Genomic DNA, 21,288 nt, shown 5'->3' with positions numbered 1-21,288 from the left:
GCTGTTAACCTTTTACCGAACCAAGCATTACACCTTTTACAAAGTATTTTTGGAGGAACGGGTAAACACATAAAATGGGAAGCGTAGAAACAATAATGGCCGCGTACTTCATCGCAGACTCTACAACAACAATGTTGCCTTTGACCGGTGCTCCGCTGCCTGTCATTTCACTGGACAGCACAATATTGCGCAGGAACAATTGCAGCGGATACAGCTCTTCACTCCGTAAGTACAACAATGGCGCCATAAACCCATTCCAGATCCCTACAGCATAAAACAAGCCGACGGAAGCGATAACCGCTTGCGAAACGGGTAATACAATCCTGAACAAAATGCCAATGTCCGATAGACCATCCACTTTCGCCGACTCTTCCAGCTCCTTGGGAATGCCAAGAAAAAACGTTCGCATGATAATCAAATTCCAAGTGGAGATCAGCCCTGGAAGCACCATGGCCCAAATGGAATCCAGGAAGCCCAGCCCTCTAACGACCAGAAATGTCGGGATCATCCCCCCATTAATAAACATCGTCAGAACAATCATCAGCATGATCGGCTTCTGGAAAATCATCTGCTTCTTGGATAGCGAGTAGGCGCCTAGCACAGTCACCAGCAAGCTGCATGCCGTGCCCAAGGTGACATAGATCAGCGTATTTTTATACCCGGTTAAAATCCTCCCATCTTCGAATACATATCGGTACATATCGAGATTGAAATCAACAGGGTACAACCACACTTTTCCTTGTGCAATGGGTCCGCCTCCGCTCATGCTAACAGCTATCATATAAATAAACGGATAAAGGCATGTCACAACGACGAGCATCAGGATCAATACATTCACATAATCAAACCAAGACGCTTTTCGATTCATATGTTCCGTCCCCTGTTTACCACAAACTGTTGCCGTTTATTCTACGGCTCGCCCAGTTCGCGCTGATAATAAAAACAATGCTGATCATCCCGGTGAATAAGTCAATCGCAGTAGCATAGCTGAACTTGCCCTCTGAAAGCCCTACCCGGTAAACATAGGTACTTATAATATCTGCTGTTGAATATACGGCAGGTGTTGCTAACAAATAGACTTTTTCAAACCCGATTTCCAAAACTTTACCAATATCCAAAATAAGGATAATAATCACCGTCGGCGCGATTCCCGGCAGTGTAATGTTCCATGTCGTTTGCCAGCGATTCGCTCCGTCCAGCCGCGCCGCTTCGTACTGCTGAATATCAATCGTACTCAGGGCCGCCAAATAAATGATCGTACTCCAGCCTAGATGCTGCCAAATTTCACTTGAAACATAAATCGTTCGGAACCAAGACTCCTCTACGAGGAAATTGATACGATCAAAACCAACGAAAGAGATCAAGTCATTAATAATCCCGTTACGCGGGGACAAAAACATAACCATAATACCGGCTACAATGACGTTTGAAATAAAATGCGGCAAATAACTGACCGTTTGTACAAAGCGTCTGAAAAACGCATGGCGAACCTCGTTGATCAGCAAAGCAAGTATAATGGGTGCAGGAAAACCGAACAGCAATTTCATAAACCCGAGTACAAACGTATTTTTGAGAACCGGCCAAAAATCACGACTGTTCATGAAGTGACTAAACCACTTGAAGCCTACCCAGGGACTGTCCCATATTCCGCGATGCAAGTTGAAATCCTTAAATGCGATGACAATGCCGAGCATCGGTCCGTACTTAAAAATAAGGTAATACAAAACGCAGGGCAAAACGAGCAAAAGCAGATATCGATCTTGCCGCACTCGTGCAATCCAGGATTTTTTGTTCAAAATATCGCGCCTCATTCTGACTGTATCCCTTCTTATTTTTTAAGGAAAAGTCTCCCTCCTTCCTCAATGTTGTCGAAGTCGGAGGAAGACTTATATCCCATTACTTTTTCAAGAATGTTTGCGCACGTCGATACGCATCTTCCTGAATTTTCATAACCTCAGCCAGACCGAGTTTCTGAATTTCCGAGACATATTGATCCCATGTGCCTAAATCGCTTTTACCCAAAATAAATTTTGCAATTTGCTCGTCACGATATTTGTTAATCTCTGCATTTTTCATGGTCAATGTATTGCTCTCTTCATCCGTATAGGCGAGTCGAGGTTGCACCGGTGCTTCATTGCCATTCTGAATTTTCACCATCGCCGCATTGAATTTCTCCGAGCTCATATAAGCATAAGCTTTCATATCAACGACCAAATGTGAACCATACGTTGCGATGCCGGTTAATTTACGAATCGTCGCAAAGTTTACATATTCATCTTTGAAATGACGTGCCCCGTCCTTTACGGTATACGTTTCGCCTTCCCGGCCGTAAGTTGCCAGTTCGATGCCTTCCGGTGAATACAGAAAATCAACATAACGAAGCACTTCGTCCAGATTATCCGTGTTCGCTGCTACAGCCATTCCGCGATTGAGCAAACCGTCATATGCGTTATACGGCTTGCCATGAGCTCCGCCAATTGCTGGCGTCATGTAGTCCAAACTGAAATCATTTGTTCTTTGGATAATTGAAGGAACCTCATCCATGACACCGATGTAATCATTTGCGATAAATGCTTTATCTTGCGCGAGCAAATCATTGAACTGATCACGCTTCATCGCCATAAAATCCGGTGGGATCAAACCTTCTTTATAGAAAAGGTTCAAATATCGAAGCATTTCCTTAAAGCTGTCTTCGGTTGGTCCATATCTCCATTCGTCTTTCTCATAATCAACATATGCCCCATACCAAGTGCCAAAACCCGCTGCAATATTCGTAAGTCCTGTCAAATTGTCATAAATGGCGATTGGATAGCTATCGGGATACAGTTTTTTCAGTTCCTTCGCCACCGTGTACATTTCGTCCCAAGTGGTTGGAGCCTTCAAATTATGTTTTTTAAAAATATCATCGCGGTATGTCCAGGAACGACGAGATGTTTGTTCTAGCCCGTAATGCGGCAAATAATAGTTTTTGCCGTCAGCGGACAGTATTGCCGATTTTACTTCTGGATGATCTGCAAGGAACTTGGAATAGTTCGGCAGCTTATCTAGATGATCGAAGAAGTTGAGCAGCGCTCCGCTGCTGCCGTATGTGTTGGCTTGAGCCAGATTTGAAACAATCATAATATCCGGCGTGTCCCCTGCAATAGCGAGGTTTAAGGCCGTATCGTAATCACTTGGAGGTGCGGTTACCTTAAATTTAATGCCGAGTTTTTCTTCATAGTATTTATAGATTGCCCAATCTTCTTTGTACGGCCAGGATGGATGCTGGAAGACCATCATATCCAATGTAACCGTAGAATTGTTTTCGCTTTTTGCATTGCTAGTGTTGCTGCTGTTGTTGCTGCTGTTGTTGTTGCTGTTGTTCGTTTCAGACGAAGAAGTATTGCTGTTTTGCGTTGAACATGCTGTAATTGCCAGAACCATTGCAAGTACAAGTAAAACCTTGCTCATTCCCGATTTGTAACTCATGCATTCATCTTCTCCTCTATCGATTTGGGTTGACTGCAATAATGACTTTATATCCCCCGGAGACTGATTTCCATTTACATTTTTCAAGATTAACAGCGAATTTTAACGGCAAAAAAAACGGCAATTTTATGTGAAATGGTATATGCGTTTGCAACTACCTGCACCAAAAAAGCGGCAACCTTTGACGAGAAGTTATCGTCCTAGACTGCCGCCATTTATTGAACTCGATTAACCCAACTCAAAATGGTTTAACAAGGCCAAAGCCTCTTCATGATCAGGCTCGCGTTTTAATAATTCCCGCACGTATCTCAAAGCATCTTCCTCTAACTCTAACTCGAAACAACAAATGGCTAAACAATAAAATACGGTTGATACAACCTCATCCGGGTCTTGACGAACCGATATTTCCAAAAAACGCTTGGAGTCTTCGTACATCGCCATCTCAAACAGGATCAATCCAGCATCAAGCGCCAAGTCGTAGCGCTGCTCCATGACGTAGTACGACGACCACATCAGCTGTATGCCCCTCAGAATATCCTGCTTTTCTTCATCGTTTGCATCCGGCAACAGACTCGAGATCTGCTTCGTGCTTTGAATGAAAAATTCCGCATCATATCCACCCAAACGCCAAAAACTTAAGATTTGCTGTAGTCCCATGCTATCTAGATTACGATCTACCCATGTCTTCATACTGAAAAACTCGTCCGGGCCAAAACGTTCAATACATCGACGGTAAGCTAATCTTGTATTGGCATAGTCCAGCGGTTTGTCCATATTGAGAATACAGCCCACATTTATATCTTTATAATGATGCGGGGGAAATAACGCCGCGGCCCCTCGTTGTTCAAAAACATGCTGAATCGCATGATAGTTCGCCGTTAAAGAAAAACTTCCGTGCAGGATCAACTCCGGCGGTTCCGCGAATTTCCAGTTATCCAGCAAATGATCTCCCTTGTCTGCCGTTATTAATAGAAATCCCGCCCGAGACAGCCGATTCAGCCGCTCCAGACAAGCGATTCCAGCGACAGGAAACAAAATATGTGAATCTTCTAATTGCTCCTGATAGAGTGCAATGACGTCACGGTATGGATAGGCTTCTTGTTCGTACTCGGGTGCCCGTCGATGCTCATAATGCAAAGATATTCGATCCAATATTTGGGATGGATTAAGTGAATCCATAGGTTCAGGATATTCGACAAAAACGTCGGCTTCATAAATTTGTCCATCACCAACATAAATCAACTCTTGTGGAATGCTGTCAAAAAAGTAGTTGGCGACAAGGATTAACGGTTGTTTTAAATCTCCTTCACGAATCATTGTACCTGATACAACAAGGTTCAGAACCGTATCCTGAACCGCATCAAATTGCGCAAAATCCAGCAGTCCTTCGGCAATAAAAGATTGTAGGGCGGGATGCTCCTGCCAAGCTAAAACATTGTTCATCGCCAAATCCGTCATAATATACCGGAACGAAGGCAGTGAAATCCCCGCATATTCTCTCAACCGGCAAAGCTCATGCAACACATGGTAAGCAAGACGTCCCGCCCCTGCTCCAAGCTCCACAATCATAACAGGCTCCGAACGATATTCCTTGTTCGCCCGATCTTGAAGAAACCCGAATATCATTTCCGCATAGGAAGCAGCGATCATCGGATTACTCGTAATATATTGTGGAACTTGGTCATTGTTCCAAGCCTTTGTTCCTGCTTCTTCATAGTACTTCCGCTGAATATTCCATATAGGCGCTTCACTAAAGCGGTAGCGTTGTTTGTTATTAAGCGTCATTGCAACTTATCCTGCTCTCTGAATGTTATTCGAAATGATTCAGTACCTATTGCCTTACGGACTATCCCATCACCAAGTCGTAGATTTTGCGGATTTTTTCGTCTAGCAGATCCAGATGCACAATTCCCGCTTCACGTATAAATTATTTCCCCTCCACATAAAGCAATAAAATAGGCGCGGCGAAAACAGAAAAACTCCCGGCGACCGCAGGGACTTCTTGCGCATTGATCGTTCCCAATTGGATTTTCGGGTAATTCGTCAATAATTTCTGCATCTGCGGCAGCAATGCATGACAAACACCGCAGCCTGTAGGGACAGCTCAATCCCTTCGTTGCTTACGTTTCGACTCTAAGCGAATTTTGACTTCCTTATAGGAAGGATACGGCAGAATGCTAGGAACTTGAAAGAGAATGATCCGTGAATCCGCCTGTTCCTTGGACTGTATATGCAAGGTTTGCGTTTTTTCCGCTTCGCAGACTGTGAACTCGTTGGCTAATACTTGTTGCGCATCGATCCCAAGTTGCCAAGTGGACTCACCCTCTACGGCAAGCCCCGCAATGGAATATCCTTCGGGAATTACATGCTCAAACGTCTGCCCCAGGAAGTATAAGATCCCACATTTGGGCGTCGGCTACCATCCGAACCGGGGAGCCTGTACCTAGAATCGTTTTGACTCTCACCTTGTTTCGGATTTCAACAGGAAAATCCCAGTCTTCATAATCCGCATAAGTTGGCGTTGCATAGTTTGCCTCACCCATAAAGGGTTCGAACCAAATTTGAAACCCGGAGGTTTCTTTCTCGTACTTTTCGGCATGTTGAACTCCGGTGCCCGTTTGCATGAGCTGCAAACCACCCGCTTGGATCGTTCGCTCGTTCCCAAGCGTATCCCGATGATGAACGGAGCCCGCTAACAAATAGGACAATATCTCAAATCCATTATGGGGGTGCATGGGGAGATTCGCCTCTTCGTTTGTGCGAAACCACGCCCAGTAAAACAGCGTTCCCACTCGATCAACGGCTGACCCTTCCCCGGGAAACCCGATCGGCTTTTGCTCCGTGATCTTACCTTCATCGAATTGCCCTGAAGCTTGTTCATCAACTGAATAAACCCGAATGGTCAACACAATCACCTTCCTCCAAAAACATTCCCTCGATCTATGGACACTTTAACAAATCATCATTAAACTTACAATGTAATCGGTTTAAGTATGCGCCAATAACTACGCTTGTATAATCATTGGTCAAGCTTAGGGTATACTCGGTTGGATGCATAAAAACGGAACGAAGGAGATATAGACTATGTTGGAGATAAAAAAAGACGAGAACTCTTTTTATGTCGGTGAAGCAAGTGACAAAACTGCCGAGATTCACTTTGTGCCGAATGGAAATAACCAAATCATCGTGGATCGTACATTCGTTTCCGAGAGCCTACGAGGCCAGAAGGTCGGGGATGCGCTTGTAAAACGTGTCGTCGATTACGCTAGAGAGGAACAGCTTAAGATCCTGCCTCTTTGCCCGTTTGCCAAAAGTCAGTTTGATCGTCACCAAGAATACCATGACGTCTTAGCATAAATCGAACGTCTCACCCCTACGATGCATGGCGGAAGGCAATTGCCTTCCGCCATTTCTTTTATGCATACGTCCACATTTAGATTTCAATACATGATGTCTAGAGCAATCAGCTATGCCTCAACCGCATGATCTGGGTTTAATTTCCGGCCGGACTGCCAAGCTTCGCTTCAAATTCGTTTAGAAAGATGGAAGGCGCCCCCAATGGATTATGGAAATCGAATTCAAGTGACTGAACAAATGTACCTGTACCTTTGATGCGTAACAACATAGGCATAGGATCGTGCCCCTCCGGCATCCATCTAAGAGCTATCTTGTACCGCCCGAGCGGTATTTTTTCCACTCCGTGACCGCCTGTTGAGAGTACATCCGCGTGTTTCGTTATGGTTTGGCCGGTACTTCCGTCAAATAACGCTCCGACAGGTGTGAGTGTAACTTCCAGGTCGCTCATTTGGAATTCCGGCAAACTATCATCAAACGACCAAAAGTCGGGATTGATTTCAATATGCCCTACCACATCCTTTAAGGTAAAGTTACGAATAGCCCCTGTGCTCCCGGCAAACGGTTTATCGACGTCAGACCTTAGAAAGAAGCTGTGCTCCTTGCCGTTATACTCACGGGTGAAACTCGTAGACATCATCCAGGTTGCGGAAACGTGTTCCAATTCAATCCGATAGTATCCATTCTCATCGGTTACACTTTGCATGTTACTATCATAAAGCAATTGGTTATCCGCATTAATCGTAACTCCAGGTATTGGATTGCCTTGCGCGTTGCGCAGGTAGCCTTTCACGACGTATGGCTCAACTTTCTCAACAGATGGAGCTGGCGTTGGCTTCGGTGTTGGTGTCGGCGTTGGCGTTGGTGCTGGCGTTGGTGTTGGTGTTGGTGTTGGTGTTGGTGTTGGAACCGGCTTCGGATCTGGACTCGTGCCAGAGGAAGCATCCTCGAGTCGAATTATCCATACATTACCGCTGCTGGAAAAGGCAATATGGAAGCCGCTGCTCTCCGACACGAAGCGCAATGGTACCATCGTGCGACCATCAATGGTCTGGGCAGGTACGTCCAGAGTGACAGTTTTTCCGTTCACGATTGCATTCGTATTATTGATCGTCAATTCGATGGTAAGGCCGTCCTTCGTTCCGATCGCTTTCCGGACGGCTCCCTCTTCCACCCATTTCACCGTAAAGCCTAAGGTTTCAAACAGTTTGCGAAACGGGACAAGCGTGCGACCGTCTTTCACAATAGGCTGAGCATCGTCGAATTTAAGCTCAGTCCCTTTGAACAACACTTGGATAACCATATCTTTAGATCCATCCGCAGGTGCAGGGTTTGGAGCAGGCGCGGGGGCTGGTGTAGGCGCAGGTGTAGGTGCAGGCGCAGGACTTGACGTCGGCGCTGGCGTTGGCGACGGTGAAGGGGCCGGACTCGGTAACGGAGTTGACTTCGGATCAGAAGCACGCGTCCCATCCGAAATCATCGGCATCTTGTATTTAATCGGCTTGGATACGACCGTACCTTGCGGCGTTTCGATTTCGAGCACATAAGACTGTGATTCCTTAATCGTTCCATTATTGCTGGCATATAAGTCAAATGTAAGCTCTCCATTAAACTCACCGACAGGCTCCTTGATATCTTTTCGAAAACCAGGGTTAATGATTTTGCTTTCATGGGTGTTGCCGCTTGATGTTGTTACCGTTTTATCTTGGACAATGCCGAGCAACCAACCGGTGGTTGCACGGTTAGTTCTCCACACTCCCTGATAATTGTCCTTGCCCTTATCATCAGTAGAACGAAGTACAACCGACTTGATGACCGTCTTCTGCGCGAGGTTTAGCAGTAATTTGAAGTGGCCGTCCTTGTTCCCTTCCGGCGTAAAGTCCGCCGCGCCAACAACGTCATAAGCCGTATCCAATAGGCTGAACTCCTTGATTGTCACACCGGCCGGTGTGGTCTCCCCCAAAGCGGATGCGATACCGGAAAATGCTAACGTTCCAGCCAGCACCGAACTTATTAGTATGGAGTGCATTTTTTTACGTGAATTAGACATAATACTTTTTTTCCTCCCTCAATGTCATATCGATTTCTTGTAATAAACATAACAAACCCGTATTCCTGATTTGAAGAGTAGCGCATCCTAAGTGCAATGGGAAGTTTTCAGAGGTATTTCGGGAATATCGTTGGGAGGGTGAACAGACTTCACGGGTATATTGGCGAAAAAGCGAAAGGAGCATGCCGCGGCAGCTCCTTGATCGTTTATAAGCACTTTCATTGTACTAACGCACACGTTTACGTCCAGAGAGGCGAGACTGTCGGGTGCCACGGAAATGGCTTTCAATCAAGGTACCTCCGGCGGGCAGAAACCGAGTCAAGTTCGTCGGAAGAGCTAAGTTACCCACATTTCCTAACTCATAATTTGCCGGATCTAGTGTCGGATCTAGATCATATGCCATATTGTACGTCACTTTCAGCGTGTTGCTCGACACGTATACGAGTGAGACTATTACAGGTCAGGGTTATAGGGTGGAAGGGTAAAGCCTCAACAAAAAGACTAAATATTTCGTTCCTCATACTCAAAGGGTTCTTCACACGAGTAAATTTCATGGAGAAATCCTTTATACGGGATATCATCTTCCAAACATTTGATGAGATACGACAGTACCTCGTCACACTCCGGTTGCTCACCGGTATTCTGCATCACCTCGAAGGCATCAACGATATTTTCCATAATGCTTACCTGAATAAATAAGGGCAACTTCTCCAGCATCGAATCTTCGATCTTGGTTTCGGATCTGTATCCCGCGAGGACGGTTTCGAAATATTCATCCATAAACTTTTTGCGTTTACCGGCGTCCGGTTCGAATTGGATCCAGCCCACTCCGGATGTCCAAAGTCCGGCCAAGTCAAACATATACCAACAGTAGCATGAATTATCGAAATCATATACAGTGATTTGCCCGGTATCATAATCGATCGAATAATTCCCATCGTTGTAATCGAAATGGATCATACCGAAAGACTCGCGGCCTCTGTCCAATCCTTCTAATGTATTAAGGAGTTCTACCATCTTCTCCTTGAGCAGAGATAACGAGCTGGGTATCAGCTTATCGATATATTCGGCATTGTATTTATCAAAGAAACTATACCGGCGATGGACGGGAGTATACCCTTTCGATATTTGGTGCAGTTTCCCCAGACCTTTGCCGCAATTATAATAATATTCGGTAATTGGAGCACCTTCCCGGTACCGATAATGATTTTCTACGAGCATTTTTCCTTTGGCCTTCTTAAACAGGCAGATAAAAAAGGTATGATTATGATGAGTGATCTCCTCCAGCAGGTTCCCCCTCCTGGAGCTGACAACATCCGAGACACTTCCTCCATGCTCGAATAAATACCGGATATACTCAACTTCGCCCAGAAAATCTTCCCGACTCCTGTCAGGTAAAAAAGCGATTCTGAGTATTTTGGCGTCAGCGCCTTCTTTCTCACACGTATATACGACATTCCGCCCTCTGTCATGCGCCGGAATCCGCTGGATGTCATAGCCCTCTAATCCGAACAACTCCGATGCTACTGTAAGTAGATGGGTATCTCCGATTGAAACAACTTCGTTATAATTTATAACGATCTCTCCTTTTCGTACTTGTATGGTTCCATAACCCACGCAACAAAGCTCTCCGCTTACAACAATCATACCACGGACTTGGGAAACATTGCCTTTTTTCCCTCATACGAAAATTTCCCTAAACTCCAACTTTAGGCTTTATGAGCGGATTTTCCATGTTTCGAGGGTTCCTGAAGCAGGCCGATCCCGATAAAGACGCGAAATCTTTTTTCGGGGGGGGGGTTGACAGTTGTTCCGAATTGTATTATCTTTAAATCAAGATAATTGAAATCGAGATAAAAACTCACCGAAAGGAGGCGATTACGATGGGAACAACCGAAAGGGACGCATCGCTGGATCTATTCATCGCCCTTAACCGAGCGGCCCAGTGGGCGAACGCGCACATCGATCGGGACATTAAGCGATACGGGATGAACCGGACCGAATTCGGCGTTATCGAACTTCTTTACCATAAAGGCTCCCAGCCGCTTCAGCAGATCGGCAGCAAGGTGTTGATGAGCAGCGGCAACATCACCTACGTGGTGGATAAGCTCGAGAAGAAAGGGTTCGTGCAGCGGAGAGCTTGCACGGAGGACCGCAGACTGATCTACGCGGATCTGACCGAAGCCGGAGAACGGATGATCGAAGAAGTGTTCCCCCAGCACGCGGAAGTCATCCGCCAAGCGATGGGCGGTCTGGACGAGGAAGAGAAGAAAGCGGCCAGCCGGCTGCTCAAGAAGCTGGGGAAGTTTGCGGAGGAAGGCTTCCAATAGAAGAAGCCCGCCCTCCCAAATGCAGCTCTTATATCTTAAAATAAAGATAATATAATTCAAAGTATAGGTCGGAGGTACCATCATGAGCGAGTTCGAGACATTAGTGAAAAGCCGCAGATCGGCCATGAAATTCATTCCGGACGTAGAAATCACGGAACGCGAGCTGAACGAGATGTTCGGCTTGACGAAATTCGCTCCGTCCGCCTTTAACTTGCAGCACACGCATTTCGCGGTGGTGAAGGATCCGGCGCTCAAGCAACGAATGTATGAAGCCGCCAACAAACAATACAAGGTGTTGACATCTTCGGCTGTCATTCTCGTTCTGGGTAATACTAAAGCCTACAAGGACGTGGGTTCTCTGAACGAAGGAAATCTCAACCTGGGCGTCATGAGCAAGCAAGAGTACGACATGACTGTCGAATCCGTGCTCTCGTTCTACGAGGGGAGAGGCGAAGGCTTTCAGAAGGAGGAAGCCGTTCGCAGCGCGAGTTTATCCGCGATGCTGTTCATGCTGATTGCCAAAGAGAAAGGATGGGACACCTGTCCGATGATCGGCTTCGATCCGGACGCGGTCCGCGAGCTTCTGAACGTTCCGGAAGATTACGTCCCGGCGATGATGATCACGATCGGCAAAGAAGACGCAACGAGCCAAAGGCCGCGCGGTTATCGCAAGGTGGTCGGCGAATTCGTGAGCTACAACGGTTTTCAATAATAACATTAAAATAAGGAGAGGTTAACTATGAGACAACAAACGACAGGTATTCATCACGTAACGGCATTTGTGAGGCATGCGCAACAAACGGTGGACTTTTATTCGGGCGTGCTTGGGCTCCGTTTGGTGAAAAAAACGATCAACTTCGACGCGCCGGAAGTGTACCATTTGTATTTCGGCAACGAAGCGGGCAGCCCGGGGACGGTCATTACATTCTTCCCTTGGCCGACTTCGCGCAAAGGCCGCGTCGGCGGAGGGCAAGTCGGCATTACTTCGTACGCCGTGCCGGCGGGAAGCATGGGGTTCTGGAAAGAACGGTTGGCTAAATTCGGAATCGAGACATCGGAGACGAGCCGCTTCGGGGAAGCGTTGATCCAATTCGAGGATCCGGACGGCTTGAGGATCGAGCTTGTAGAGCGCGAAGCCGGTCCTGCCAGCCGATGGACTTTCGGCGGAGTGCCTGCTGACAAAGCGATTAAAGGCTTCGGGGGCGCGGTGTTGTTCAGCACGGCTCCCGATCGTACCGCATCCGTCCTGGAAAACGTGATGGGCTTAACCCGAATCGCGAACGACGGCGAATATACCCGCTTCCGGGCGACGGGGGATCTGGGCAACGTCATCGACGTGAATATCGCTCCGATGGAGCGCGGAGTCGGCGGCGCGGGCACGGTGCACCACATCGCCTGGAGAGCGGCGGACGACGAGGACCACGCGCGCTGGAGAAGCGTCGTCGAGGAGAATGGATTCCATCCGACGCCATTCATCGACCGGCAATATTTCAACGCGATCTACTTCCGGGAAGAAGGCGGAATCCTATTCGAGATCGCGACCGATCCTCCGGGCTTCGCGAGAGACGAACCTGCTGAGACGATGGGGGAGAAGCTGATGCTGCCGGCGTGGTTCGAGCCGCACCGGGCCGAGATCGAACAAGGCTTGACGCCGATCGAAGTTCGCGTATTGGAGGCGGATAAAGCATGAAGCATATTTTCAAAACGGGCACGGATTCGAAAGCGCCGGTTCTCCTGCTATTGCACGGGACCGGCGGGACGGAGCAAGACCTGTTGCCTCTGGCCGAGCAGCTGTCCCCGCGGTCGTCGGTTCTTAGCGTCAGGGGCAACGTACTGGAGAACGGGATGCCGAGGTTCTTCCGCAGATTAGCCGAAGGCGTGTTCGACCTGGAGGATCTCGTCTTCCGGACGAAAGAGCTGAACGATTTCTTGGACACGGCTTCCGCAGAATACGGCTTCGACCGCCATAACGTAGTGGCGGTCGGATATTCTAACGGCGCCAATATCGCGGGAAGTCTTCTGTTCCATTATACGGATTCGCTAAAAGGAGCGATCCTGCATCATCCGATGGTGCCCATTCGAGGTGTTAAGCTGCCGGATTTGACCGGAGTGCCAATCTTCGTCGGGGCCGGTGAGAACGATCCGATCTGCACGCCGGAAGAGACGAAGGAACTTGTTGCCTTGCTGTCCGGCGCCGGCGCTTCGGTGGAGACGCATTGGGAACGGTACGGGCACCGGCTGACGGCGACCGAAGCGAAGGCGGCTGCCGATTGGTTCGCGAACCGGTTCGGAGGCCGCTCATGATCGGCTTGGATTCGGCGGCGTTAAGCGAACGGGAGGGCTACAAGCTGCTCATCGGAAGCATTGTTCCAAGGCCGATCGCCTTCGTGACGACCCTGTCCCAAGACGGCGTTCTGAACGCCGCTCCGTTCAGCTACTTCAATATTGTTTCCTCGAATCCGCCGATGGTATCCGTCTCCGTGCAACGGAGGAACGGAGAGCCCAAGGACACTTCGAGAAACGCGATGGAGACTAGGGAGTTCGTCGTTCACGTCGCCGACGAATCCTACATCGCGAAGATCAACGAAACGGCCGCGAATCTGCCTCCAGAGGAAAGCGAGGTCGCCCTCGCCGGACTGACACCGGCGGCCAGCGCCAAGATCGCAGTGCCGGGAGTCGCGGAAGCGAAAATCCGCATGGAATGCGTGCTGGAACGATCGATCCCGCTCGGCGGCGAGGAAGGTGCGCCGGCCTGCGACCTGCTGATCGGCCGGGTCGTCTACTTCCACTTGGACGAGGCCGTGTATGAGAACGGCCATATCGATCCCGTCAAGCTGGCGCCCGTCTCCAGGTTGGCAGGCAGCTCGTACGCCAAGCTGGGCGAGACGTTCTCGATCGAGCGGCCCGTGTAAGCAAAGAATAAAGAAGGATGTCCAAGCGAATAGACAAACCGGCCGGATGGCGAATCCGACCGGTTTTTGCGTGCGCGGCGGCAAAAGCTACGTCGGCCGGGATCCTTGACGCTGGATCGGCATCTCGACGAGAACACGAACCAACACCCTAACTGAAACTCATAGTCTCAGAGGCCAGCAATTCCTTTTTATCAAACGCCCACTTAATCCCAGACATCAGAAAAGGAATGGCCGACTTGATAAATTGTTCCGGCGATAATTCCTTACGATTTCTTCTCCACTCCACAGAAGCACCGTAAATTCCCCAACTTAACATGACAGCTGTAATTTTTAGAGATTCATCCTCTTTCGTTGTATGTTGTTTTCGCAACATTCCATAGAAAATGATTTCAAGTTGTTCCCTAATAATACGGGCTATCGTCTCATCGTATCCTCTATGACACCGACTGGATAAAGCTTTTTGGAAATCCGTTATGGCCGCGAAAATATCCATAATCGATTCCTCATTGAGTTCGCTTTTCTCGAAGTCTATGGCATTCAAATTAATCAATAAAACTTCCGATAATACCTTGTCGAGCAAGTCATATATATCTTCAAAGTGATAATAGAACGTTGCACGGTTAATGTTAGCCTCCGTTGTAATATCTTTAACGGTAATATCCTTGAATTCTTTTTTGCCTGAAAGTTCAATAAAAGAGTCCATGATTAACTTACGAGTTCTTAAAATTCGGGGATCTGTCTTTGATTGAGTCATATCATGTCCCTCCGACTTTTTAAACAATTGTATCAATGTGTTGCATAAACGACAAATCGAATGATCTATTGGTGTTCCGATCGATTGATTATGGCTAGAATTTGATTGTAAACAAAGCAAAGTTTCTAGTAACGCTTGTTTATGACTACAAGGAGGCAACAATCATGGTAAATGAGGATAAACGAATGGCGAACGAAAATAATATGATTTGTGATTTAGAAACAGGTGTATGTGGAGTAGCTGGGGAGGAAGAAATGGAGGTTATCGATTTTAATCAACCTCAAAAATCCATTGAAGTTTATTATGTAACGGATCCGATCTGCTCTCACTGCTGGGCGCTTGATCCTGTTCTTCGGCGATTTAAGGAGCAGTATGGACATTATTTTAACTTCCATACGGTAATGGGTGGACTGCTGGAAAAATGGGGTGATAAGCCGGTCGACCCACGTAACGGTATATCAGGACCGGCTGACGTCTTCGGCCACTGGAGAGAGGTTGGTGAATATTCGCGCATGCCGATTGACGGTTCACTGATGCTGAGCGATCCAGTTCAATCCTCTTACCCGCCTTCTCGTGTATTTAAAGTGATTCAACAACATGACAACGATGCATTAGCCTATAATTACTTAAGACGATCACGAGAAGCTCTATTCGCGTTTAATCGTAATATCGCGGAGGAATCCGTTATGATAGACATCGTTAACCAGCTTGGACTTGATGGAATAGCGATTGTCCAAGATGCCGAGCGACAATCCGGCCAATCCTTACTGAATGAAGATTTTAGTCTCGCTAGAAGCCTTGGTGTTCGAGGTTTCCCGACGATCATTATGATCAACGAGGAGAAAAAAGGATTGAAAATCGTAGGTAGTCGTCCGTTTGAGTCCTATGTTGAAGGCCTGAAGCAAATTCTAAATATGGAAGAAATACAACCAAAACAACAACCATCCCTTTCTAACTTGCTTGAAAAAGAAAAGCTGTTATTTTCCAAAGAAATTGAAGTTATGTATGATATCGAAAAGTCGGAAATCAACGCTTTTGTTGAAAAAGAACTTTCACCAAGCAGTTATCAAGTGAAGGAACTTCTAGGGGAATCCTATTTTACAACCACGAAATAATAATGGAGAAAGTCTTGAATTCCTTTCGACGGAAAAGTCTCTAAACTGAATCATAAACTCATAGTTAATCGCACCCCTTAGAATAGATATTGGACTAACCCTACAGGTAATCCGATCCATTCTAAGGGGCGTTGATTGCTTCAATATTCTCCTTTAATGACGAAGAACGAACCTCGAATGGTCCCAGCCAGTTTGGACTTCTGTCTTGCAAATTTGAACTTCTTCTCTTCCAACTCCTTGGGTACTTCCATCCCCTCAGATAGCTTAAATCCAACGGCCCGCTTCTTAGGATCATCCACCGTATACAAGACGTTGACCGCTAGACCATCCTCATAAAAGACGAAGGCCCATTTGATATTTTCTACTTGAAAACGCGATGTTTCTAGAGGTTGGGCCGCAAACTCAATACCACGTTCTTCTTTCAAAACTCGTCTCACATAATCAAGCGTCTCCTGGCTTTCGCTGGCCGGTACGACCGTAAATTCGTGATTGTATTTGTTCATGAAGTAACGGGCTTCATTCGCACGCATACCGGCTAGCGCTTCTGCTACTGGCGACGATTCCAGACCAACCGTAGACACATTTTTAAAATCAACGATAAGGGACATCCTCATTCCTCCTGCCGATCTCGTTTACTTCCTCACAACCGGAATCCACATTTCGCCATATACGAAGCCGTCTCGCTGCCCCATCTCAACCGTTGTATTGGGCCCGCCTACATAGGCGTATTTATCGGCTGCTGGCAAGACTTGACCAAAGGCAATGCCGGTAAGCATACTACTCAACTCATCAGCCGACTTCCCTTCGCCTTTAACGACGAGGTATTGCCCCTTAGGGAATTGGATCACTCTATGTTCTTCCGGTATCGATGAATCTGTCATGACGCCGGCATAATACATCATCTTATGATTTACCGCTTCGTTCACCGCAAAGATGTAGTCGTTCGCAGCGACAGCCTTTAAAGCGTCAAGCCTTCCATCCTGCTCCACTGCCCGCCAAAAGTTTTCCTTCTCCTTGTTCATGCCGGCATAGTCCGTGTAATCGCTTTTCAGCTCCGTTCCAATACCAAGGACGATAAAGCTGTCTTTTTCCTCAAAGGTATACGTTGCCATTATCCCAGCTCCTTTTTTGAATGGATCAATTATTTTGTTTATTCACTTGATAGGTTTATCATAACCATAAATCATGTCAAAATATGATACTGTTTAGAGGTCAACCGATTGTTCTCTCCCACAGCGCCCCCTACCTAATATTAGTGCTTTAGGTAGTAGAAGTCTATCAGAGTCACGAGTGGGCTGGCGTTAATTTCACTCCCCATTAGAGTCTGCGGTTTTTCGGACGCAGCGCCCAGGAGGCGATGCCAAGCGCGGCATAGAAAAGCGGAAGAATAATATGGAATCCATAATCACCGTAATCATAAGCGAAAGCATGAGATAAGGCCGCACCCGTCATTAGAAAAAAGATACCGCTGTAAGCCCATTCCTTGAGCCGGGGGAAACCTGGCATTACGATCGCAATGATTCCAAGCAATTTCCAAGCTCCGAGAATGTTCGTGACATATAACGGGAAACCAATATCGGTCACTAAATCGACATTGCCACCATATCGCATCAAATGCCCGATACCGCTTAATGCAATAGAGAATGCGAGAAATATTGTGACGGTCCAATAAGCGGCCAACCTTCCAATAGGTCGGGATTCTACCTTCGCGATATTTTCATTACCGATAATCGTACTCATTTCCATTCCTCCTTTGGTTTTTCGTTTACTTCTTCAGTTCCGTTCCAATACCAAGAACGATAAAGCTGTCTTTTTCCTCAAAGGTATACGTTGCCATCATCCCAGCTCCTTTTTTTGAATTTGTTTTTTTACTTGATGGGTTTATAATAACGATAAATCATGTCAAAATATGATACTGTTTAGAGGGCCTTATGAAAAAAGTAGAACGGATTAACATCATCATGCGGTACATCAATAACCGCGCCCATTTTACCATTTCGGAAATCATGCAAGAGTTTAACATCTCCCGTTCGACGGCGATTAGAGATATCAGGGAAATTGAAGCGATGGGCATGCCTCTAGTCGCCGAAGTCGGGAGGGACGGGGGTTATTTTGTGATGCGCAACTCCGTCCTGCCCACTGTCCGCTTTACCGATAATGAGATTAAAGCTCTTTTTATCGCCTTCATGGCCACACGAAATCTACAACTCCCTTATCTCAAGAGTCGCCAATCTTTAGCGGAAAAATTGCTTGGCCTCATCTCTGAAAACCAGCAAGACGATCTTGTTCTGTTAAATCAAATCTTGCTCTTCGAAGGTACCAACCCCCACAATCCTGACCTGCTTGATCTATCGGATCTGCCCCATCCGATGTTAGAACAACTCATCCAAATCCTTCTTGTAGACAGCTACTTAGTGGTTTCCGTTGAAGAAGGAAGGGAAATAAAGTCTTATCCCATCTATCTCATGCACCTATATCGTGAAAAAAGCTCCTGGCAAATTGAAGGCTTCGACCTAGAGGAGGAAAAGAGGCGGATTATTCCTGTCGACAATCTCACCGATGTCAAACCATACCCCGAGAAAAAAAGAATAAGCAAGAAGAAGATTGTAGAACAACTAAGCAAGCAGGAGGAAGCCATCAACCTCGTCCTCGAACTTGGTCCCAAGGCGATTGCCCAGTTCAAAAAGTATCATCCAATAAAAATTACAATTTCATACACGAATCCTTTTCAAACTACGGCTATTTTAAAGACTTTCATCCATGTTCATCATCCGGATGAATTGGCCGAAATAACAAATTGGCTACTTTTCTTAGGCAGAGATATCAAGGTCAGGGAAATACCGAAAGAAGTTGTAGAAGGATTACAGGAGAGAGTGGATGTTCTGGGGAATAATTGACCTTAACTACCGCTTGACGGTTCCCCTTAACGGGTTTTAAGGCGAAAAAAAAAGAAAGGAGTGCCTCGGCAGCTCCTTTCGAGCTTTTAAATAGTGGTTCTATAGATGTCTTAACTTTTCCGGATTTGCGACAGTATAAATCGCTTCGATCTTATGATCTCGATAAGCAAAAGAATAAACATATTGAATCCCTTCATCCACACGAAGGTGAATTCCGGGGAGCCCGTTCACCATGAGGAACGAATACGTAATTTTACCCGCATGCCTGTTGATCATATTTAGATGAAGCTTCAGCACTTGTTCAAACCCGACAACAGGCACTTGTGCCGCGCTTACTTTGCCTCCGCCATCCGAGTAGAGAACAACATTCTCACTAACCAACTCAAGAAGCTTTGTCGTATTTCCTTGCAACAGCGAATTCACAAACTCTTTAATCTTATCCTCCGCAATGGAAACCGACGGTTGTAGGTCCGGGTCGAAATGGATGCCTTTTTTGGCGCGGTGGAATATTTGCCGGCAATTCGCAATACTTTTCCCGACTATATCGGCAATCTCTTCAAACGAATAATGAAAAATCTCTCGAAGAAGAAAAACCGCCCTTTCCGTTGCACTCAATTGCTGTAGAAGCAGAAGATAAGCCGTGGAAATCGACTCCGACCGCAAATATTCATTGGATGGATCGTTGTCCGAAGCCCCTTTTCCAATCAGGGGCTCCGGAAGCCACGGACCGACGTACATTTCCCGTTTTTTCGCCGACGAGCGCAAAAGATCAAGACAACCATTCGTTACGATTTTGTATAAATATGCCCTTTCGTTTCGGATTGTCCCTATGTCAGACAGCCCGTCATAGCTCAAAAAAGCATCTTGTACGATATCTTCCGCATCCATGACGCTGCCGAGCATTCGATAGGCTAACGAAAATAGCTCCGTTTTATAACGTTTATATAATTCCTCTGTGCTCATATGCGTTCCTCTCCTTACCCTCAAGGGAGAGCATGTGTTGTACGGCTCTTTTGGCGCTTGCCGTCGCGGCATTGACCAATACTTCCCCGTGCGACGCCCATTCTCCTGCTACATATAATCCTTGTATTTCCGGGACAGCGGGTCCGGGATTCTCAAGACGTTTCATATGCATAAAGTCGTGACAAACCGCCATTTTAGGAAGGTATTGCTTGACAATCAATTCTTCCCGCCATCCCGGCTGCATCAAATCCAGCACGCCTTCCAGTTCGTGCAAATCTTTCTCCGGGTCCGTTTCTTTCCCTTGGTACTTAATGAGCGATATGACTTGCGCGCCATCGTCGCTTAGATAAGCCGCACGCGAATAATTGCTAAAAAGCACTGTCTGATCAATCCCGTAAGCAAATTGTTGTTTCGGCTTGGGAAGTCGTTTCAAGGCCACATCCAAACAAGCTGCGGTGACCTCAATCGCCTGTTCTTTCCAGGTATAAAGGGCGGTTTTTTCTGCAAAGGGCACCAACTCATTTGCGACAGAAGGCGGTGTGGCAAGGATAACGTGGTGCGTATCGATTTTTGTTCCGTCTTCAAAGAGAACTTGCCGCACGATCCCGCCACGAGAATCGATGGACGAGACTTTGGTATTTGTTAATATCCGCACTCCAAGGTCGGATGCCTTTTGCCGCAATTCCTCGATCATTTCACCCCAGCCACGATCCAGGTATAACGCGCCTTTTAGGGTATTCTGCAGCTGTTTCAATGCAGGACCCGCGGCTGGCAAATCCGGCCCGACCACATAACTGACGGCACGAAATAACGAATAAAAGATATTGCGCACCATGGGATCATGCATATTCCCTTCTACCCATTCGCGGATACTGATCCGGTCAAATTGACGGGTATCCGCTTTTGAAACTTTCATAAGACAGGAAGCAAACTCCATCTTTCCTTTCCAAGACAGCAGCGGGGTCGTAAACAAGGATTTCATATCCGAAGGCAAGGCGTTCAATTTCCCTTTCCAAACGCCATAAGCGAACGATGAAGGTTTCTTTCCTTGCATGGTCAGCCCCAATTCCTGGAATGTCGCGTATGCATCTCCCTGATACATGGCATGCGCGCCCAGATTGAAGTAAGCTCCTTTTTTCTTGTTGGTAACGGCTCGGCCGCCTAAGCGATTCTGTTTTTCAATGACCACCGTTTGTTTCCCGGCTTTCGCTGCATATATTGCAGCGGTTAAACCCGCAATCCCTCCACCAACTACGACCACATCAACCTTTTGCATCACTCATCATCCCCTTCAAATTTTACCTGTATGACGGGGAAGGGATGTGAAGTGTGACAGATACGCAAAAAAAAGACACCCAAACGGGTGCCTTGCTCATTCGGAAGCCCGCTTTTCATTAAAGGCGAAGCGAAAAACCCCGGGCATTTGGTATACTGGAAGCGAAGAA

21 protein-coding genes and 1 pseudogene are annotated in these 21,288 nt (G+C 46.9%); 8 read left to right on the top strand and 14 right to left on the bottom strand.

Annotated features, from left to right (window positions below; translation table 11 throughout):
• Nucleotides 1-4: 4 nt before the first annotated feature.
• The 6 genes and pseudogenes from AC0LWM_RS24935 to AC0LWM_RS24910 form a co-directional block, all read right to left on the bottom strand.
• Nucleotides 5-868: a carbohydrate ABC transporter permease gene (locus AC0LWM_RS24935; RefSeq protein ID WP_474677716.1), complete on the bottom strand. Its 864-nt coding sequence runs from the start codon at nt 866-868 to the stop codon at nt 5-7.
• Between the two features lie 16 nt (nt 869-884).
• Nucleotides 885-1,811, bottom strand: coding sequence for an ABC transporter permease (locus AC0LWM_RS24930; protein WP_474677715.1), 927 nt, complete (start codon nt 1,809-1,811; stop codon nt 885-887).
• An 85-nt stretch (nt 1,812-1,896) separates the two neighbouring features.
• The gene (locus AC0LWM_RS24925) at nt 1,897-3,468 is read right to left on the bottom strand and encodes an extracellular solute-binding protein (RefSeq protein WP_474677714.1); all 1,572 of its coding nucleotides are present in this window, start codon (nt 3,466-3,468) and stop codon (nt 1,897-1,899) included.
• Nucleotides 3,469-3,696: 228 nt separating this feature from the next.
• Entirely contained in the window at nt 3,697-5,253 is a 1,557-nt protein-coding gene (locus AC0LWM_RS24920; protein WP_474677713.1) for a tetratricopeptide repeat protein, read from the bottom strand.
• 142 nt (nt 5,254-5,395) lie between these two features.
• Nucleotides 5,396-5,545 (bottom strand): annotated as a pseudogene (locus AC0LWM_RS24915) (thioredoxin family protein); the annotation flags it as partial.
• 292 nt (nt 5,546-5,837) lie between these two features.
• Nucleotides 5,838-6,377, bottom strand: coding sequence for a pirin family protein (locus AC0LWM_RS24910; RefSeq protein WP_474677712.1), 540 nt, complete (start codon nt 6,375-6,377; stop codon nt 5,838-5,840).
• 175 nt (nt 6,378-6,552) lie between these two features.
• Here AC0LWM_RS24910 and AC0LWM_RS24905 point away from each other — a divergent pair, with 175 nt between their 5' ends.
• Nucleotides 6,553-6,825 carry a GNAT family N-acetyltransferase gene (locus tag AC0LWM_RS24905; protein ID WP_474677711.1) on the top strand — a complete coding sequence of 91 codons (273 nt, stop codon included), beginning with the start codon at nt 6,553-6,555 and terminating at the stop codon, nt 6,823-6,825.
• 136 nt (nt 6,826-6,961) lie between these two features.
• Here AC0LWM_RS24905 and AC0LWM_RS24900 read toward each other — a convergent pair whose 3' ends face one another.
• Both AC0LWM_RS24900 and AC0LWM_RS24895 read right to left on the bottom strand, forming a co-directional pair.
• Nucleotides 6,962-8,872 (bottom strand): stalk domain-containing protein, encoded by a 1,911-nt coding sequence (locus AC0LWM_RS24900; RefSeq protein WP_474677710.1) that lies wholly within the window; start codon nt 8,870-8,872, stop codon nt 6,962-6,964.
• Nucleotides 8,873-9,373: 501 nt separating this feature from the next.
• Complete coding sequence (locus AC0LWM_RS24895) at nt 9,374-10,489, bottom strand: phosphotransferase enzyme family protein (protein ID WP_474677709.1); 1,116 nt, start codon at nt 10,487-10,489, stop codon at nt 9,374-9,376.
• A gap of 266 nt (nt 10,490-10,755) precedes the next feature.
• Here AC0LWM_RS24895 and AC0LWM_RS24890 point away from each other — a divergent pair, with 266 nt between their 5' ends.
• From AC0LWM_RS24890 to AC0LWM_RS24870, 5 genes are all read left to right on the top strand, one after another.
• Entirely contained in the window at nt 10,756-11,202 is a 447-nt protein-coding gene (locus tag AC0LWM_RS24890) for a MarR family winged helix-turn-helix transcriptional regulator (RefSeq protein WP_474677708.1), read from the top strand.
• Between the two features lie 82 nt (nt 11,203-11,284).
• Nucleotides 11,285-11,914 carry a nitroreductase family protein gene (locus tag AC0LWM_RS24885; protein WP_474677707.1) on the top strand — a complete coding sequence of 210 codons (630 nt, stop codon included), beginning with the start codon at nt 11,285-11,287 and terminating at the stop codon, nt 11,912-11,914.
• 27 nt (nt 11,915-11,941) lie between these two features.
• Nucleotides 11,942-12,892 carry a ring-cleaving dioxygenase gene (locus tag AC0LWM_RS24880; protein ID WP_474677706.1) on the top strand — a complete coding sequence of 317 codons (951 nt, stop codon included), beginning with the start codon at nt 11,942-11,944 and terminating at the stop codon, nt 12,890-12,892.
• Complete coding sequence (locus tag AC0LWM_RS24875) at nt 12,889-13,506, top strand: alpha/beta hydrolase (protein ID WP_474677705.1); 618 nt, start codon at nt 12,889-12,891, stop codon at nt 13,504-13,506. Before AC0LWM_RS24880 ends, AC0LWM_RS24875 begins: the two co-directional genes overlap by 4 nt.
• Nucleotides 13,503-14,114, top strand: a complete 612-nt coding sequence (locus AC0LWM_RS24870; protein ID WP_474677774.1) for a flavin reductase family protein — start codon at nt 13,503-13,505, stop codon at nt 14,112-14,114. The genes AC0LWM_RS24875 and AC0LWM_RS24870 overlap by 4 nt, the downstream gene beginning before the upstream one ends.
• A gap of 148 nt (nt 14,115-14,262) precedes the next feature.
• Here the strand turns inward: AC0LWM_RS24870 and AC0LWM_RS24865 are convergent, their stop codons facing one another.
• Complete coding sequence (locus AC0LWM_RS24865) at nt 14,263-14,868, bottom strand: TetR/AcrR family transcriptional regulator (RefSeq protein WP_474677704.1); 606 nt, start codon at nt 14,866-14,868, stop codon at nt 14,263-14,265.
• Between the two features lie 164 nt (nt 14,869-15,032).
• On the opposite strand from AC0LWM_RS24865, the gene AC0LWM_RS24860 reads away from it, so the two are divergent.
• Entirely contained in the window at nt 15,033-15,983 is a 951-nt protein-coding gene (locus AC0LWM_RS24860) for a DsbA family protein (protein ID WP_474677703.1), read from the top strand.
• Nucleotides 15,984-16,123: 140 nt separating this feature from the next.
• Here the strand turns inward: AC0LWM_RS24860 and AC0LWM_RS24855 are convergent, their stop codons facing one another.
• From AC0LWM_RS24855 to AC0LWM_RS24845, 3 genes are all read right to left on the bottom strand, one after another.
• Nucleotides 16,124-16,591, bottom strand: a complete 468-nt coding sequence (locus tag AC0LWM_RS24855) for a phage tail protein (protein WP_474677702.1) — start codon at nt 16,589-16,591, stop codon at nt 16,124-16,126.
• 24 nt (nt 16,592-16,615) lie between these two features.
• Entirely contained in the window at nt 16,616-17,095 is a 480-nt protein-coding gene (locus AC0LWM_RS24850) for a GyrI-like domain-containing protein (RefSeq protein WP_474677701.1), read from the bottom strand.
• A 205-nt stretch (nt 17,096-17,300) separates the two neighbouring features.
• On the bottom strand, nt 17,301-17,723 hold the full coding sequence (locus AC0LWM_RS24845) for a DoxX family protein (protein WP_474677700.1): 423 nt from the start codon (nt 17,721-17,723) through the stop codon (nt 17,301-17,303).
• Between the two features lie 191 nt (nt 17,724-17,914).
• On the opposite strand from AC0LWM_RS24845, the gene AC0LWM_RS24840 reads away from it, so the two are divergent.
• Complete coding sequence (locus tag AC0LWM_RS24840) at nt 17,915-18,880, top strand: helix-turn-helix transcriptional regulator (RefSeq protein ID WP_474677699.1); 966 nt, start codon at nt 17,915-17,917, stop codon at nt 18,878-18,880.
• 99 nt (nt 18,881-18,979) lie between these two features.
• Here the strand turns inward: AC0LWM_RS24840 and sigJ are convergent, their stop codons facing one another.
• Together sigJ and AC0LWM_RS24830 are read right to left on the bottom strand one after the other, a co-directional pair.
• A complete protein-coding gene (sigJ, locus tag AC0LWM_RS24835) occupies nt 18,980-19,843 on the bottom strand; it encodes an RNA polymerase sigma factor SigJ (RefSeq protein WP_474677698.1) in 864 nt (287 codons plus the stop codon).
• The gene (locus AC0LWM_RS24830; protein WP_474677697.1) at nt 19,821-21,119 is read right to left on the bottom strand and encodes a protoporphyrinogen/coproporphyrinogen oxidase; all 1,299 of its coding nucleotides are present in this window, start codon (nt 21,117-21,119) and stop codon (nt 19,821-19,823) included. The genes sigJ and AC0LWM_RS24830 overlap by 23 nt, the downstream gene beginning before the upstream one ends.
• Nucleotides 21,120-21,288: the final 169 nt, after the last annotated feature.

The organism is Paenibacillus sp. sgz302148 (assembly GCF_056120465.1).
This window is presented reverse-complemented; position numbering and strand designations above follow the sequence as displayed.